This window comes from Streptomyces sp. NBC_00102 (assembly GCF_026343115.1).
In the GTDB taxonomy this organism is placed as follows: domain Bacteria; phylum Actinomycetota; class Actinomycetes; order Streptomycetales; family Streptomycetaceae; genus Streptomyces.
This window is the reverse complement of sequence record NZ_JAPEMC010000001.1, coordinates 3489212-3504926: the sequence shown is the minus strand read 5'-3', so window position 1 is coordinate 3504926 and position 15715 is coordinate 3489212. Positions and strand designations below refer to the sequence as shown.

At 72.7% G+C, this 15715-nt stretch carries 13 protein-coding genes; 6 read left to right on the top strand and 7 right to left on the bottom strand.

From position 1 onward, the window contains the following. Positions 1-74 precede the first annotated feature (74 nt). Positions 75-2882, top strand: a complete 2808-nt coding sequence (locus OHA55_RS15605) for a BTAD domain-containing putative transcriptional regulator (protein ID WP_266706710.1) — start codon at positions 75-77, stop codon at positions 2880-2882. 191 nt (positions 2883-3073) lie between these two features. Further along, positions 3074-3763 (top strand): DUF4232 domain-containing protein, encoded by a 690-nt coding sequence (locus OHA55_RS15600; protein WP_266706709.1) that lies wholly within the window; start codon positions 3074-3076, stop codon positions 3761-3763. 67 nt (positions 3764-3830) lie between these two features. On the opposite strand, the gene OHA55_RS15595 is transcribed toward OHA55_RS15600, so the two are convergent. Then, positions 3831-5678: an NHL domain-containing thioredoxin family protein gene (locus OHA55_RS15595; protein ID WP_266706708.1), complete on the bottom strand. Its 1848-nt coding sequence runs from the start codon at positions 5676-5678 to the stop codon at positions 3831-3833. A gap of 63 nt (positions 5679-5741) precedes the next feature. Then, the gene (locus tag OHA55_RS15590) at positions 5742-6218 is read right to left on the bottom strand and encodes a hypothetical protein (RefSeq protein WP_266706707.1); all 477 of its coding nucleotides are present in this window, start codon (positions 6216-6218) and stop codon (positions 5742-5744) included. Positions 6219-6471: 253 nt separating this feature from the next. Between OHA55_RS15590 and OHA55_RS15585 the strand changes: the two genes are divergently transcribed. Next, a complete protein-coding gene (locus OHA55_RS15585; protein ID WP_266706706.1) occupies positions 6472-6972 on the top strand; it encodes an LURP-one-related/scramblase family protein in 501 nt (166 codons plus the stop codon). A gap of 79 nt (positions 6973-7051) precedes the next feature. On the opposite strand, the gene OHA55_RS15580 is transcribed toward OHA55_RS15585, so the two are convergent. Next, positions 7052-8134: a hypothetical protein gene (locus tag OHA55_RS15580; protein ID WP_266706705.1), complete on the bottom strand. Its 1083-nt coding sequence runs from the start codon at positions 8132-8134 to the stop codon at positions 7052-7054. A 192-nt stretch (positions 8135-8326) separates the two neighbouring features. On the opposite strand from OHA55_RS15580, the gene OHA55_RS15575 reads away from it, so the two are divergent. After that, positions 8327-8980 (top strand): hypothetical protein, encoded by a 654-nt coding sequence (locus OHA55_RS15575; protein ID WP_266706704.1) that lies wholly within the window; start codon positions 8327-8329, stop codon positions 8978-8980. A 427-nt stretch (positions 8981-9407) separates the two neighbouring features. Here the strand turns inward: OHA55_RS15575 and OHA55_RS15570 are convergent, their stop codons facing one another. Then, positions 9408-10220 (bottom strand): carbon-nitrogen family hydrolase, encoded by an 813-nt coding sequence (locus tag OHA55_RS15570; protein WP_266706703.1) that lies wholly within the window; start codon positions 10218-10220, stop codon positions 9408-9410. Between the two features lie 214 nt (positions 10221-10434). Between OHA55_RS15570 and OHA55_RS15565 the strand changes: the two genes are divergently transcribed. Further along, a complete protein-coding gene (locus tag OHA55_RS15565) occupies positions 10435-11259 on the top strand; it encodes a maleylpyruvate isomerase family mycothiol-dependent enzyme (protein WP_266706702.1) in 825 nt (274 codons plus the stop codon). A gap of 32 nt (positions 11260-11291) precedes the next feature. Here the strand turns inward: OHA55_RS15565 and OHA55_RS15560 are convergent, their stop codons facing one another. Then, entirely contained in the window at positions 11292-11861 is a 570-nt protein-coding gene (locus OHA55_RS15560; protein ID WP_266706701.1) for a TetR/AcrR family transcriptional regulator, read from the bottom strand. Between the two features lie 115 nt (positions 11862-11976). Between OHA55_RS15560 and OHA55_RS15555 the strand changes: the two genes are divergently transcribed. Next, positions 11977-13455 carry an MFS transporter gene (locus OHA55_RS15555; RefSeq protein WP_266706700.1) on the top strand — a complete coding sequence of 493 codons (1479 nt, stop codon included), beginning with the start codon at positions 11977-11979 and terminating at the stop codon, positions 13453-13455. Between the two features lie 153 nt (positions 13456-13608). On the opposite strand, the gene OHA55_RS15550 is transcribed toward OHA55_RS15555, so the two are convergent. Both OHA55_RS15550 and OHA55_RS15545 read right to left on the bottom strand, forming a co-directional pair. Further along, positions 13609-14916, bottom strand: a complete 1308-nt coding sequence (locus tag OHA55_RS15550) for a nitrate/nitrite transporter (RefSeq protein ID WP_266706699.1) — start codon at positions 14914-14916, stop codon at positions 13609-13611. Then, entirely contained in the window at positions 14913-15599 is a 687-nt protein-coding gene (locus tag OHA55_RS15545; protein WP_266706698.1) for a GntR family transcriptional regulator, read from the bottom strand. The genes OHA55_RS15550 and OHA55_RS15545 overlap by 4 nt, the downstream gene beginning before the upstream one ends. Between the last annotated feature and the right edge of the window lie 116 nt (positions 15600-15715).

Sequence of the window (15715 nt, the reverse complement as noted above, 5' to 3'; positions counted from 1 at the left end):
CGGGGCCCCCGATATCCTGGACCCCGGTCCGGGCTCCCGCCCCGGGTGGACACCGCCCGGAAGGAAAACCGCTCGTGGAGTTCCGGCTGCTCGGCACGGTCTCCGTCGAGACCCTCACCGGGCCGGTGCCGCTCGGACCCGCCAAGCGCCGCAGTCTTCTCGCCGCCCTGCTGCTTTCCGCCAACACCCCCGTGTCCGTCGCCCGGCTGACGGAGTGCCTGTGGGACGACACGCCCCCCGCCCGCGCCCGCGGCGTCATCCAGGGACACGTCTCCCGCCTCCGCGCCCTGCTCGTGGGCGCGGAGGCGGAGGCGTACGGGGTGGAACTGCTCACCCTCGGCGACGGCTACCTCCTGCGCCTCCCCGAAACCCTGCTGGACTCGCAGCGGTTCGAGGAACTGCTGATGCTGGCCCGGCAGCAGCGCAGCGCCACCGACGCCGTCCTCATGCTCAGGGACGCGCTCTCGCTCTGGCAGGGGCCCGCACTCAGCGGAGTGTTCGCCGGTCCTCCGCTCCAGGTGGCGGCGCACACCCTGGAGGAGACACGGCTCGCGACGGTGGAGGAACTCGCCCGCGCCTACGGGGAACTCGGCGAGCACCACCGGGCCGCAGCCGTCCTGCGCGCGGAGGCTTCCGCGCACCCGCTGCGGGAGTCCCTGGCGGCGGCCCTGATCCTGGCGCTGTACCGGGCGGGCCGCCAGTCGGAGGCCCTGGACTGGTTCCACCGCACGAGGCGGCTGCTCGCCGACGAACTGGGCATCGACCCGGGCCGCGAACTGGCCGACGCGTACGCGCTGATCCTGCGCGGCGATCCCGGACCCGGCGCCGCACCGGGCCGTACCGTCCCGCCGGGTCCGGCCGGTGACACGGCCACGGAACCGGGCATGCCCGAAGGTCCCGGGACCGCGATACCGGTACCGCCCGCCGCCCCCTTCCCACCCGCCACCGCCACCCACCCCGCCGCCCCGCACCCCACCGATCTGCTGCCTCGCGCACCCCGCGGGTTCCACGGGCGCACGGCCGAACTGGCCGCGCTCACCCGGGCCGCCGCGGGTGAGGCCCCGGTGTGCCTGGTCACCGGACCCGCCGGGGTGGGCAAGACCTCGCTGGCCCTCCAGTGGGCCCACCACAACCCCGCCGCCTTCCCGGACGGGCGGCTCTTCGCCGATCTGCGCGGGTTCAGCGAGACGGGCGAGGCCCGGCCGGGCGACGTGCTGCGCGAGTTCCTGCTCGCCCTCGGCGTCGCACCGCGCCGCGTCCCGGAGTCCGTGCCCGCCGCGGCAGCCCTCTTCCGCTCCCTGACCGACCGCCGCCGGCTCCTCGTGGTCCTCGACAACGCCCGCGACTCCGCCGTCGTCCGCACCCTGCTCCCGGGCGGCGCCGACTGCGTCACCGTCGTCACCAGCCGCAACCGGCTGGAAGGCCTCATCGCCTCCGACGCCGCCAGGCCCGTCCCCCTCGACACCCTCCAGCCCCAGGACGGCACCGCGCTCCTCGCCGGGGTGCTCGGCGAGGAGCGGGTCCACGCCGAACCGGTCGCGGCCCGCCGCCTCGCCGAACTCTGCGGAGGGCTTCCGCTCGCCCTCCGGGTCACGGCCGCCCGGCTGGCCGGACGCCCGCAGCGGACACTGGCCGGACTCGCCGACGAACTGGCCGACGAACACGGGCGGCTGGCCCGTCTCGACGTGGACGACATCGGCGTCTCGGCCGCCCTGCGACTGACCGTGCAACAGCTCACGCCGGACGCCGCGCACCTCCTGGCCCGCCTCGGCCACCATCCGGGCGGCCACTTCGGCCCGTACGCCTGCGCGGCCCTCGCGGGCACCGGTCCCGGGGCCGCCGCGACCGCCCTGGAACGCCTCGGCTCCGCGCACCTCGTCACGGAGACCGCCCCTGACCACTGGGTACTGCACGACCTGGTGCGCCTGTACGCCCGCGGCCTGGACCCGGCGTCCGGGCCCGAGGCACTGATCGGCGTCCTCGACCACTGCGTCGCCACCGCCCTGGCCGCCGCCGACGCGGCGGAACCCGGCGGCGAGCCCTGCTTCGTCCTGCCGGCGGACCACCGCCCCTGCGCCGTAAGGGACTTCGCCGACCGGGCCGCGGCGATGCGCTGGCTGGCCGCCGAACGGGACGACCTGGCCCGGGCGGCCGTCGCCGCCCGGAAGGCGGGCCTGCACGACCGGGCCTGGCGCATCATCCTCCTCCAGTGGCCGCAGGTGGTGTGGCGGGTGCGCGACAGCTGGGCCCCCCTGCTGGAACTGGCGCTGGACTCCGCGCGCGAGGAGAAGGACCCGTACGCCGAGTCGAGGGTGCTCAACCTCCTGGGGTGGGTCCTGACGGAAGAGGGCAGGACCGCCGAGGCCGCCGCACTCCTGGAGCGCTCGCCGGGCCTCGCACGGCAGGCGGGGGACCGGCTGGGCGAGGCGACGGCGCTGATCAACCTGGCGGCCGTCCAGGCCGAGCAGGGCGATCTCGACACGGCGCTGGAGGGCTGCGGACGCGCGGTCGCCCTGGCCCGCGAAGAACGGGACCGGCACACCGAGATGCTCGCCCTGCAGCACCTGGCCCGGCTGCAGCTCACCGCCCACCGCCCCGCCGACGCCCTCGAATCCACGCGTACGGCCCTGGAGCCGGGCCCCGGCCCCGGAGAGGCCGCCCGCCGCATCCTGCTGCTGACCATCGCCGGCGAGTCCCGGCTGGCGCTCGGCGAGGAGGACGGGGGAATCAGGTTGCTGGACCGTGCGGCCGAGGAGGCGGAACACGTCGGCTACGACGAGGGAGCGGTACACGCCCTGGAGGTCCTGTTGCGCGTCTCGGCGCGGGCGGACTACCGCACCCGCCACTGGCTGGCGCTGCGCAGGCTCACCGACGGGAGCTGAGCGCGCACCACACCCCGGTGAGGGGCGGCCCCCGGACGCTGCCGCCCTCCCTCCGCCGGGCGTCAGCAGGACGTCAGCGGGACGGCAGCGGAACGTGAGCGGCGCAGCCCAGAATCGGGAATGTCAGCAGCTCACAGGCGTGATGGCCCGACCGGCCCGCCGTCTCCTCACCACTTCCGGGGGAACTTCCCATGCGCGCGTCCGCCTTCCGCACCCGCACCGCCGTCCTCACCGCCGCGGCCACCGCTGCCCTCGCCCTCACGCTCACCGCGTGCGACGGCGACGACTCCGCCACGAAGTCCGCGGACGCGGCGTCCACCGGGACTGCGCAGAGCGGATCGGCCACGCCCGCCGCCTCCGCGAACCCGGCACAGGACGCGGACGCCACGCAGGACGCCGGTGCCACGGAGACCGCCGACACCGCGTCGACCGGGGGCAGTGGCGGCGCGGCCTCCTCCGCCACCCCGGCCTGCACCACCAAGGGCCTCGTCATCAGTGCCGAGACCCAGGACGGCCCGCCCTACACCCACATCGTGCTGACCGCGAAGAACACCTCGGGGCACAGCTGCCTGATGCCGGGCTTCCCCGAGATCCGGTTCCTGGAGAACGCCCTCGGCGCCGCGCCCGCCGTCGCCAAGAGCAAGCCCGCCGACGCCGTCGTGCTCACCGCCGGTGCCCCCGCGTACGCGGTGGTGCGGCTGTCGGACGGCGGGACGGACGAGGACGTCAGGACCGCCGAGGACTTCACCCTCACCTTCCCGGGCGGCGCCGGCATGGCCACCGTGAAGGCCCCGGGCTCCGGCGGGATCGCCGTCGACCCGGCGAAGTGGGCGACCGGCTACTGGACGCCCGAGCTGCGCAACGGAGCCGACGAGTTCTGAGAGCCTGCCGAGCGGCCTCGGGCCGGGGCGCTCCCCCGGCCGCGCGCCGCCCGGCAGGCTGCGGAGATCAGCCCTGCTCGTCCATCCCGGCCAGCACCAGCGGCAGCCGGGCCACGCCGTCCGCCGTCACCACGACCGGTACGCCCCAGTCCTGCTGGTGGACGTGGCAGGCCGGGTACTCGTTGGCGGGGTCGTCGTCGCAGGACGCCGCCATCGCCGACACGTGCAGGATGCCCTCGGTGACCCCGTCCGCGAGCACCAGATCGCGGAAGAGGTCCGTACCCTGGCCCGAACCCTCGGCCAGCAGTTCCGGCGGGGTCGAGGAGACCAGCAGCCGGGTGGAGGGGCCGTAGCGCAGGTCGAGCTTCTGACCGGCCGGGGCCTGGAAGACCACGTCCAGCCGGAGGTTCCCGGCGGCGACCTCGGTGGCCGCGCGCTGGGTGCGGTGCGCACCGCCGTCGACCCGCAGGGCCTCCTCCGGCAGCCGCAGCCGGGTCAGCCGGTGCCGCGCCGACTCCACGACCACCAGGTCCCCGTCGACCAGCACGGCGTCGCTCGGCTCCCGCAGATCGGTGGCGAGCGTGGTCACCTCGCCGCTCGCCGGGTCGAAGCGCCGCAGCGCGTTGTTGTAGGTGTCCGAGACCGCCACCGAACCGTCCGGCAGCGCGGTGACGCCCAGCGGGTGCTGGAACAGTGCCTGCTCGGCGGCCCCGTCCCGGTGCCCGAAGTCGAAGAGCCCGGTACCCACGGCCGTGGTCACCACGCCCTCGCGGTCCACGAAGCGCAGCGCCGAGGTCTCGGAGTCGGCGATCCACAGCCGCTCCCCGTCGGTGGAGACCGCGAGCCCGGAGGGCTGCGCGAACCACGCCTCGGCGGCCGGGCCGTCGACGAGGCCCTCGTTGGTGGTGCCCGCCGCGACCTCGACGGTCCCGGCCCCGGGGTCGTACGTCCACAGCTGGTGCACGCCCGCCATGGCGATCCAGAGGCGGTCGCCGAACCAGGCGATGTCCCACGGCGAGGAGAGGTCGACCTCGCGCGCCGGACCGGAGGTCGCGGAGCCCTGCCACCACTGGTTACCGGTACCGGCGAGCGTCACCGTGCGGCCGGTGGTGAGGTCCAGGGCACGCAGCGCGTGGTTGACGGTGTCCGCGACGGCGATCCGGCCGTCCGGCAGCACGGTGAGGCCCTGCGGCTCGCTGAACCGCACCTCGTCCCGGCCGCCGTCGGTGAAGCCGCGCTCGCCGGTGCCGTAGTGGCCGCGCACGGTCTCGCCGTCCGCCTCCAGCTCGACCAGACGGTGCCGGGTGGTGTCCGACACCAGGAAACCGCCGTCCGGCAGCAGCAGCGCCTTGCCGGGGAAGCGCAGGTGGGTCGCGACCGGCTCGGGCGCGACGTACGGTCCGTCCCCGCGCCGCAGGGTGCCCTTCGCCGCGTGCTCGGCCTCCAGCTCGTCCACCAGCTTCGCGATGGCGTGGGCGTGGCCCTCACCGGCGTGCTGGGCGACGACGTACCCCTCGGGGTCGATGACCACGAGCGTCGGCCAGGCGCGGACCGCGTACTGCTTCCACGTCGCGAGCTCGGGGTCGTCCAGCACCGGGTGGTGCACCTCGTACCGCTCCACGGCGTCCACGACGGCCTGGTGCTCCGCCTCGTGCACGAACTTCGGCGAGTGCACACCGATGATCACCACGGTGTCGCGGTGCTTCTCCTCCAGCTCGCGCAGCTCGTCGAGGACGTGCAGGCAGTTCACACAGCAGAAGGTCCAGAAATCGAGGACGACAATGCGTCCTCGCAGGTCAGCGAGGGTGTACTGCTGGCCACCCGTGTTGAGCCAGCCGCCCTTGCCGATGAGCTCGGGGGCGCGGACACGGGCACGGTGGGGCGCGGGGGTGGGCGCCGGGACGGCATCGTTCATGCCTCAAGGGTGCCACTCGTATTTCAGTGCCGGGCACCCGCGTGGGACGGGCTTCCGGCGGCCTCAGCTGCTGAGGAACACCTTGCACGTCCCCGACCGCTCGATGACCGCCGCGTACACCGTGAGCAGCTCGGACTCCTTCGCCCGGGCGTAGGCGGGGTCCTCGTCCAGGGGGAACCCCGCCTCCAGGACACTCATCTCCACCGCGTCCGGGGTCTTCGTCCCCACGGAGACGAGCCGGCTGTCCCGGACGAAGGCCGGAACGCCGTCGCAGGGCATCGAGAACTCGACGCGAAACGGGTAGCCGTCCAGCGCCTTGAGCGCACCGTAGGTGATCTTCTCGGCCCCCTCCGGAAGGCGGACACCGTAATCGGACAGGGCCTCGCGCAGGTCGACGTCGGCAGTGTCCGCCGGGGACTCGTACGGGAACGGCCCGGCGTGCTCGGCGGAGTGCAGCCCCTCCGGATCACAGGCGGTCAGCCCTCCGACCAGCAGCACCCCTGTGAACAACGCAGCTGTCCGCCTCGGACGGTGGGGCATGTTCTCTCCTCCGGGTGTCCAGTGGTGCGTGGGATCGGTACGGACGAGGCGCCGGACGCGCTGTCTCCTCCTCACGACCGTGACTCCGCCCGCCCGGTCCTGGTTCCCGTCGCACGCGAGGGACGAGAAGACGTCACCGGGGCAGACACCCCCGTTCATGACGCGGTCATCCTTCATTCACAGAGCCCCGGCACAGCCGGGCACCTCGCGCGCCCCCATGCATTCCGCGCCGGGCTCCGGGAACCTGTGCTCCATGAGACTTCTCGTACGCGAGCGACTGTTCGCCATCGGTGACGACTACTGGATCGAGGACACCGAGGGCCGCAAGGTGTTCCTCGTCGACGGCAAGGCCATGCGGGTACGCGACACCTTCGAGCTGAAGGACGCGAACGGCCGGGTCCTCGTGGAGCTGCGGCAGAAGCTGATCAGCATCCGCGACACGATGATCATCGAGCGCGACGGCGAAGAGCTCGCCCGGGTGAGGAAGAAGCATCTCTCGCTGCTGCGGAACAACTACCGCGTGACGATGGCCGACGGCACCGAGCTGGACGTCAGCGGCAACATCCTCGACCGCGAGTTCGCGATCGACTACGACGACGAGCTGCTGGCCCAGATCTCCCGGCGGTGGCTCAGCATCCGCGACACCTACGGCATCGACATCGTGCGCGAGGACGCGGACGCCTCGCTGCTGATCGCGGTCGCCGTGTGCGTGATCGTGCTGGCGGAGAAGGAGCACGAGAAGGACGAGGACTGAGGGCTGCCGGGGTGCGCCTCGCGGGAGCGGGGCGCCGCCGCGCGCCAGGGGCACCTCGGGGCCGGCGGGACGAGCGGCGTCATCGGAGGTCGTCGGCGGAGACCAGAACCCGGCCGAAGTCGGCCCGCGCGCGGTCGAGGACCGAGGGTGCGGGTCCACCGGTGCGGAGCCACTCGGCCAGATCCGGGGCCTCGACGAGCGTGCGACCGGGAGCGACGGGGGTGACGGTCCACCGCGAAAGGTCCGAGACCTTCGCCAGGTGCTCGTCGGTGAGCAGCTGCATGCAGTGGACGTCGGGGACGAACCGGTTCCACAGGTGCGCGTCGACGCTGAGCGCGGTGGCGGGGACCTCAGGGCGCAGGGGCGGCAGGGCTCGGCCGCGCGCGTCCCAGCCGTACGCCCGACGCGGCGTCGGTGCCATGAACGCGTAGTGCGCGTGCTCCGCTTCGGCGAGGACCGCCGCGCGGGCCCGGCCGGTCCGGTCCTCCAGGGTGGCGGACGTGTCATGGGTCTGATACGTCGCCTGGCCGTCCCGCTCAATTTCTACGATGGCGGCCCGCGACGCCTGCGCGTCCGCGTACAGCAGTGAGCCGGACGAAGCCACGCGCAGAGTCCAGGCCAGGTGCGCCGCCACGTCGCCAGTGGTGTCGAGCTGACTCATCCCGGCGCTGGAGACGTAGGCATCACCCCCCGCCTCGGCCGCCCAGCGCGCGGCCCGCTCGGCCCAACCCGCCGCACCGGCATCGCCCGGCGCGCTCAGCGCGACGTACGCCGTCATCATCGGTTCGGCGATCTGCCGAACCCAGTCCGGCAGCCGGATGGTCTCCGTGGCCCGCAGTTCACCCGACAGCCCACCCGCCCGCAGCTCACCGGCGAAAGCGTCGAGCCACCTGACCAGCGCCCCATCACTCCACAGCGACCCGATCTTCACGGAGACACCCGCGAAACTTGCCGTCAGGAACGACCCCCAGGCGGAGTCCGGCGCGGTCTTGTCGGCCGCGTTGTTGGCCGCCACGAGCCCCTGGCGCGCCACTCCGGCAATCACCTCGCCGGCGACATGACTGTCCGGGGCGAACTCCACCCGGACCTCGTCGAAACCATTTGCTTCCAACTCCCTCATAATGCTTCCGAGTTCGATGCGAATGCCGTCACGGTTCGTCATGCAGCCAGGCTATCCACCAGCACCCTGCGCGCGGGCTGAGTCGAGACCCCTCCGTGGCCCGCGCAGAAGGAAAGCCGTGGCGGTACGGCAGTGGGTCCGGCATCATCCCCGTGTGATCGTGATGCGAGGCGTGCCGGCGACCCGGCGAGGCCGGCCCGAGGTGCTCGACCGCACCGACTTGGCCTCCTCACCATGACCAGCTTCCTGACTCACCGGGCGCGCGTGCACGATGCCCGCCTGCTCCCCCACCGCCGGCACAGCGCACTGCGGAGCTGCCTCACCGTCTTCGCGCCGTACGGCCTCAGGGCCACGTACCACCACCTCACGCTCAGCGCGGCGATCCCCCGACGACTGGAGGCGGATCCGGACGCCCTGGTGCGGGCGGTGGAGGAACTGCACGAGGCGCGGGTGCTGTGGCTCGCGCGGGCGGACGAGTACGCCACGCGGCGCCGAGCGGAGAAGCGGGCCGGACGACGGGCGGCGCCGGACCCGCGCCCGTGGTGGCTGCGGACCGGGTGGGACGATCCGGACCACGTCTGGCACCAGGACCCGTTCCGCCATCCGTCGCTGCGCCTGCCCGCGTACGTCCGGCGGCGGAACGCGATCCTGGACGGCGCCGAGTTGCCCGGTTGCCCGGCTTGCGGGGACGAAGCACCGAGGGTGCTGAGCTCGACCGGACACGGCTGGGTCGAGTCGTGCCGTGGGTGCGCGTGGGAGCTGACGCCGTGTCCGTGCGGACAGCGGCACCGGTTCGAGCCGTTCCACCCGGCCGGGTGGAAGGGGATCTGGCGACGGGCGCACATGAGCGACGAGGGCACACCGAACCCGCATTGGCCTGCGAACTGACCAGTCGGATGCGGCACGGCGACCGTTCGGCAAGCCGGATCACGCCCAGTTCGCGCGAACCCGCGCGGGCGCGCTCCGGGCGACGATCCCCGCAGGTGCGGGGAGCACGACCGCTGGGACATCAATCCAGACGGGCTGGGCGGGACCATCCCCGCACGAACGGGGAGCACGGCCACCTCGCCAAAACCATCCTCATCGAGGAGGGACCATCCCCGCACGGGCGGGGAGCACGTCGTGACGGAGCTGGTGACCAATGAAATCAAGAGACCATCCCCGCGTGCGCGGGAAGCACCCGGCGGAAACCTGGAAGCGGATCACCGACCCGAGACCATCCCCGCGTGCGCGGGAAGCACCTCTCCCTGACCTGGGCCTTTACCCGGCCCCGCTCACCGTTTCGGCCGACTTCACCGACTCGGGCCTATCGCCCTCACCCCACCGCCCCCGGCCGTTCCACCCCCAGCCGCCGGTCCTTCAGGGCCGGGAACTGGGCTCGGGTCTTCTCCACCGTCGCCGGGTCGAATTCCACGCGGAGGATCTCCTCGTCCGGGCCGGCCTCGCCGAGGATCTCGCCCCAGGGGTCGACCGCGATGGTGTGGCCCGCCTGGGGGACGTCGGCGTGGGTGCCGGCGGTGCCGACGGCGAGGACGTACGCCTGGTTCTCGACCGCGCGGGCCTGGGCGAGGAGGGTCCAGTGGGCGCGGCGGCGCTCGGGCCAGCCGGCCGGGACGACGAAGGTCTGGGCGCCCGCGTCGACCAGGCCGCGGAAGAGTTCGGGAAAGCGGAGGTCGTAGCAGGTGGCGAGTCCGAGGGTGGTGTCCGGGAGGGCGACGGTGGTGAGGTTCTCGCCGGCGCCCATCAGGACCGCTTCGCCCTGGTCGAAGCCGAAGCGGTGGATCTTGCGGTAGGTGGCGACGCGTTCGCCCTGCGGGTCGAAGACGAGGGAGGTGTTGTAGAGGGTGCCGTCCTCGGCGCGTTCGACGAACGAGCCGGCGTGCAGCCAGACGCCCGCCTCGGCCGCCGCGCGGGACATCACCTCGTGCGTGGGGCCTTCGAGAGGTTCGGCCTCGTCGGCGAACCGCGTGAAGGCGAAGGCTCCGACCGGCCAGAGTTCGGGGAGGACCACCAAGTCGGCCGGATTCGGACCTGACGCCTCGCCGACCACGAGCGAAGCCGCCCTCGCTCTGCGGTGATTGACGGGTTCGTCCGGGTTTACCGCGATCTGGATAAGAGAGGCGCGCACAGTACCACCGTCCTGGCATTCGAGCCGTCAACACCGGCCTACGATCGTCACACGAAAGCACTGCCGGGGTGCCTGATCGCAGCGTAACTTGGAACTTTCCGAAGGAACGAACCTCCCACGCAGCTCGCCAGACAGCGCCGTCAGTGCCAGCCCACCCGCCGCCAGCACTCCCTGCTCTCCAGCCCACGCAACGAAGAACCGCACGAGGGGTCCCGTGACCGTCCATCCCAGCCTCCAGACCTACGCCGATGCCTGGACCCACTCCATCGAGGCGATAACGGAGCTGGTGCTGCCGCTCGCCGAGGGGGACTGGAACCGCCGCACACCGTGCCCCGCCTGGTCGGTGCGTGACATCGTGTCGCACATCATCGGCATGGAGTGCGAGCAGCTCGGCGACCCGCGGCCCATCCACACGCTGCCGCGCGACCTCTACCACGTACAGAGCGACATCGCGCGGTACATGGAGATGCAGGTCGACGTCCGGCGCCACCACACCTCGCCCGAGATGACCTCGGAGCTGGAGTACACGATCATCCGCCGTTCCCGGCAGCTGCGGAACGAGTCACGCGCCCCGGAGACGATGGTCCGGGCGCCCCTGGGTGCCGAACAGACCCTCGAAGTCGCCCTGCACATGAGGGCCTTCGACGTGTGGGTGCACGAACAGGACCTGCGTGCGGCGCTCGGGCAGCCCGGCAACCTCGATTCCCCCGGCGCCCACATCGTCCGCGACACGCTGCTCGAAGCGCTGCCGAAGGTCGTCGCCAAGGACGCGGGCGCCCCGGCCAACTCGGCCGTGGTGCTCGACGTGCAGGGCCCGCTGGAGTTCCTCCGTACGATCCGGGTGGACGCGGAGGGGCGGGGCTCGATCGACGGTTCGCCGTCGCTGGGTCCGGCCGTGTCGCTGGCGATGGACTGGGAGACGTTCTACCGGCTGGCCTGCGGACGGGTGCGTGCGTCGGCCGTCGCGGACCGGGTCAAGGTGGAGGGCGACGAGGACCTGGCGGCGGCGATCCTGCACCGGTTCGCGGTGACTCCGTAAGTCCGTAAGTCCGCAGCACCGTACGAGGAGTGTCAGCGGAGCAGGGGCAGGAAGACCGTGTCCACGATCTCTTCGAGCACGTCGTCGGGGACCGGGGCGAAGGTCGTGAGGAGTTCGTGGCGCAGCAGGTCGAAGGGGAGTGACCTGATGCGGTCGGTGAGGATTTCCGCCCGGACCTCGCCGCGCGCGACGGCGCGGTCGTAGAGCGCGTCGACGGCCTCCTTGCGGCCGGTGGCGAGGGGGTCGCGCAGTGCGTCGGGGCTGGTGCCGGTGGCGCGGTGGTAGTCGGCGAGCTGGACGCTCATGACGGTGACGAGATCGACGCGGGTGGCGTTGATCTCCCGCATGAGGGCCAGGACGTCCTCGCGCAGGCTCCCGGTGTCGGGGACGTCGAGGAGGGCCCCGCGCATGACGTGGAGGACGGTAGCCCGGACGAGTGCGTCACGGTCGGGCCAGCGGCGGTAGAGGACGGGCGGGCTGGTGGCCGCGCGCCGGACGACGGCGTCCATGGTGAACCTCGCGTAGCCGTTGGCCTTGAGTTCTTCCCAGGCCGCGTCGAGGAGCGCCTTCTCCAGCGCCGGTCCGCGTCGTCGCTCCGCCATCACGTCTCCTTGAGGATCTCTGATCCCTGAACCACTGAGATAGATTTGCCTATCTTATTTCGGAGCCCTACGCTGCCCTCCGTAAGATAGGACTCTATATCTTAGGTGGTTGCCCGTGCGCACTCACGACGAGACCGGGACGGCACCCACACCCGCACCCGCACCGACCGCACCCACGAAGCCCCGCTCCCTGCGCGAGGCCCGGGTGGCGCTGGCCGGGCTGTCGGCGGTGTTCCTCTTCGAGATGCTGGACAACTCGGTCCTGAACGTCGCACTGCCCACCATCGGGCGCCAGACGCACGCCTCGGCCACCGCGCTCCAGTGGGTGACGGGCGTGTACGCGGTCGTGTTCGGCGGGCTGATGCTCGGCTTCGGCGCGGTGGCCGACCGGTTCGGGCGGCGGCGGGTGATGCTCGCCGGGCTGGTGCTGCTGGGCGTCGCGAGCCTGGCGACCGCCTTCGTCACCACCCCGGGGCAGCTGATCGCGGTCCGCGCGGTGACGGGTGTCGCGGCGGCGATGACCACACCGGGGTCGATGGCGCTGGCCTTCCGGCTGTTCGACGAGGACGGCCTGCGGGTACGGGCGACCACCCTGATCTCCACCGTGGGCCTGGCCGGGCTCGCGGTCGGGCCGACGGTGGGCGGTCTCGTACTCGCGGTCGCGCCGTGGCAGGTGCTGCTGCTGGTGAACGTACCCGTGGCCGCGCTGGCGTTCCTCGGGGTACGCGGCGGGATCGCGCCGGACGACCCGGCCGGGCTGCACCGCGATCCGGTGGACGTGGCCGGGGCGTTGCTGGGTACGGCGACGGTCGTGGCCGCGCTCGTCTCGCCGACGCTCTTCGTGGACCGGGGCGCCGGCTCCTTGGCCCCCTGGGCGGCGACGGCCGCGGTGGCGGCCGGGGCGGTCTCGTTCGTGCTGCGGGAGCGGACGGCGCGCCACCCTCTGCTCGAACTCCGGCTCCTCGCAGCCCCGTTGGTGTCGAGCGGTCTGGCGTTCAAGGCGGCGGCCGGGCTGGCGACCGCGGGCCTCGGCTACCTCGTGACGCTCCGGCTCCAGCTCGACTGGGGCTGGTCGCCCGCGCACGCCGCTCTCGGGATGCTGCCGCAGGTGGCCGTGCTGCTGGCGGGCGGCGCGTTCGTCCGGCCGTTCGTGGAGCGGGCCGGGCTCGAACGGGCCGCGTGGCTCAGCGCCTCGGCGGTCGTCGCCGGTCTCGCCGTGTACGCCGTACTGGGCGGGTACGGCTACGGGTGGGTCGCGCTCGCCCTCGTACTGGTGGCCGCCGGCATGCGGGTGGTCGGCGTCGTCGCCGGGGTCAACGTGATGCGGGGGCTCCCCGAATCCCGGACCACGATCGGCGCGGCCCTCGTGGACACCGCCTCCGAGGTCACCTCCGGTGCGGCCGTCACCGTCTCCGGCACCGTCCTCGCCGCGCTGTTCACCGGCAGCCTCGCGGGCTCGCGGTGGAGCGCCCGGCAGACCGCGGAGTTCCAGGAGGCCACCACGGTCGCGGGCCTGGCGCTCACCGTCGTCGCCGCGGCGCTCGTCGGCTGGGGCACCGCCCGCGCCCGGCGGGCCACCCACGGGGGTGGGTGACCCGGTGCCCCGGTGCCCCGATGCCCCGATGCCCCGATGCCCCGATGCCCCGATGCCCCGATGCCCCGATGCCCCGGTGACCCGGTGCGCCCGATGCCCCGATGCCCCGGTGCGCCCGGTGACCCGGTGCGCCCGTACCACCGGGCAGGCACCTCACACCGGCACGTGCACCGCTTCGACCCGGCTGATCACGTGGTGCTCGCTCTCCCGCACCGCCGCGCGCCCGCGCAGCCGCAGGATCTGTACGACGCCGAGCGCCTCCAGGAAGAACACCGAGGAGAACGCGATCGTGTAGTCGTCGCCGGTCGCGTCGAGCAACACCCCGACCAGGAACAGCGTGGTCATCGAGGCGACGAACCCACCCATGTTGACGATGCCGGAGGCGGTGCCCTGCCGCTCGGGCGGGTTGGCGGGCCGCCCGAAGTCGAAGCCGATCATCGAGGCGGGGCCGCAGGCCCCGAGCACCACGCAGAGCATGATCAGCAGCCACATCGGGGCGTGACCCGGGTGGAAGACGGCGGCCGCCCAGAACACCGCCGTCGCCCCGACCGTGCCCAGCGCCAGCGGCAGCCGGGCGGCGTGGTGGCGGGCGATGACCTGGCCGTAGACGAGCCCCACCGACATGTTGGAGAGCACCACCAGGGTGAGCAGGCTGCCGGCCGTCCCCCGGCTGAGCCCCTGGTCCTCCACGAGGAACGGCAGCCCCCACAGCAGCAGGAACACCATCGCCGGGAACTGCGTGGTGAAGTGAACCCACATCCCGAGCCGGGTGCCGGGCTCGCGCCAGCACGCGGCGATCTGCCGGCGTACGTACGCGGCGCCCGCGTGCTCCACGGGCGGGGGCTCGTGGCCCTCGGGGTGGTCCTTCAGGAAGAGCAGCATCAGCACCAGCACCAGCACGCCCGCCAGCGAGCTGCCGACGAAGGTGGTCGTCCAGCCGAAGGAGTGCAAAGCGCGGGCGATGAAGAGGGTGGAGACGAGGTTGCCCGCCATCCCGAAGAGCGCGGCGACCTGGCCGATCAGCGGGCCGCGCCGGGCCGGGAACCACCGGGTACCGAGCCGCAGCACGCTGATGAACGTCATGGCGTCGCCACAGCCGAGCAGCGCGCGCGAGGCGAGCGCGGAGCCGTACGAGGGAGAGAGCGCGAAGCCGAGCTGGCCCGCGGTGAAGAGGACCGCGCCGAGGGCGAGGACCCTCTTCGTGCCGAGCCGGTCGACCATCAGGCCGACGGGTATCTGCATCCCCGCGTACACCAGCAGTTGGAGGATGGAGAAGGTGGACAGCGCCGAGGCGTTGACGTCGAACCGCTCGGCGGCGTCGAGCCCGGCGACCCCGAGGCTCGTACGGAAGATGATCGCGACGAAGTAGACGGCGACCCCGATGCCCCACACCCACGCGGCACGACGGCCGCCGGGCGGATCACCGGGGAGGGAGAGGGTGGGCGCTGCCGCCGAGCTCATCGGTCCTCACCCCGCACCAGCACCTTGACCCGGCCGACGTGGCGCCGGACGACCTGGGCGGCCTCCTCGGCATCGCCCGAGCGAATGGCCTCCAGCAGCTCCGCGTGCTCGTTGATGTTGGCGGCGATTCGGCCGGGGTGCGCCTCCATCACGGCGACGCCCATCCTCAACTGCCGGTCGCGGAGCTGGTCGTAGAGGCGGGAGAGGATCTGGTTCCCGGCGTTGCGCACGATCTCGGCGTGGAAGCAGCGGTCGGCGACGGAGACGGCCTCCAGGTCGCCGGCCTCGGCCAGGGTGCGCTGCTGCGCCAGCAGCTCTTCCAGCCGGCCGATCAGTCCGGGGGAGGCGGGCACCGCCTTGCGGGCGGCGAACTCCTCCACCAGCAGCCGGGTTTCCACGACATCGGCGATCTCCTGCGCGGAGACCGCGAGGACGAGGGCGCCCTTCTTCGGGTAGAGCTTGAGCAGCCCTTCCACTTCGAGGCGGAGCAGCGCCTCGCGCACGGGGGTCCGGGAGACGCCGACGGCTTCGGCGAGGTCCCCCTCGGTCAGGAGCGTCCCGCCCTCGTAGCGGCGGTCGAGTACCGCCTTCTTGACGTGGGAGTAGACGCGGTCGGCGGCGGGTGGCGGTTTGGACTCCGCCCGATGGGCAGCAGGAGGTGATGCGGGAGACGCGGCAGGCATGCACACAGCATAGATACAACATGGACGCATGAGGGGAACCGTCCATGATCCGGACGTCCCGGCAAACCCTCACGACCCTTTGGCCACAGGCGCATCAGCGACCTCAGGGGCAGCGG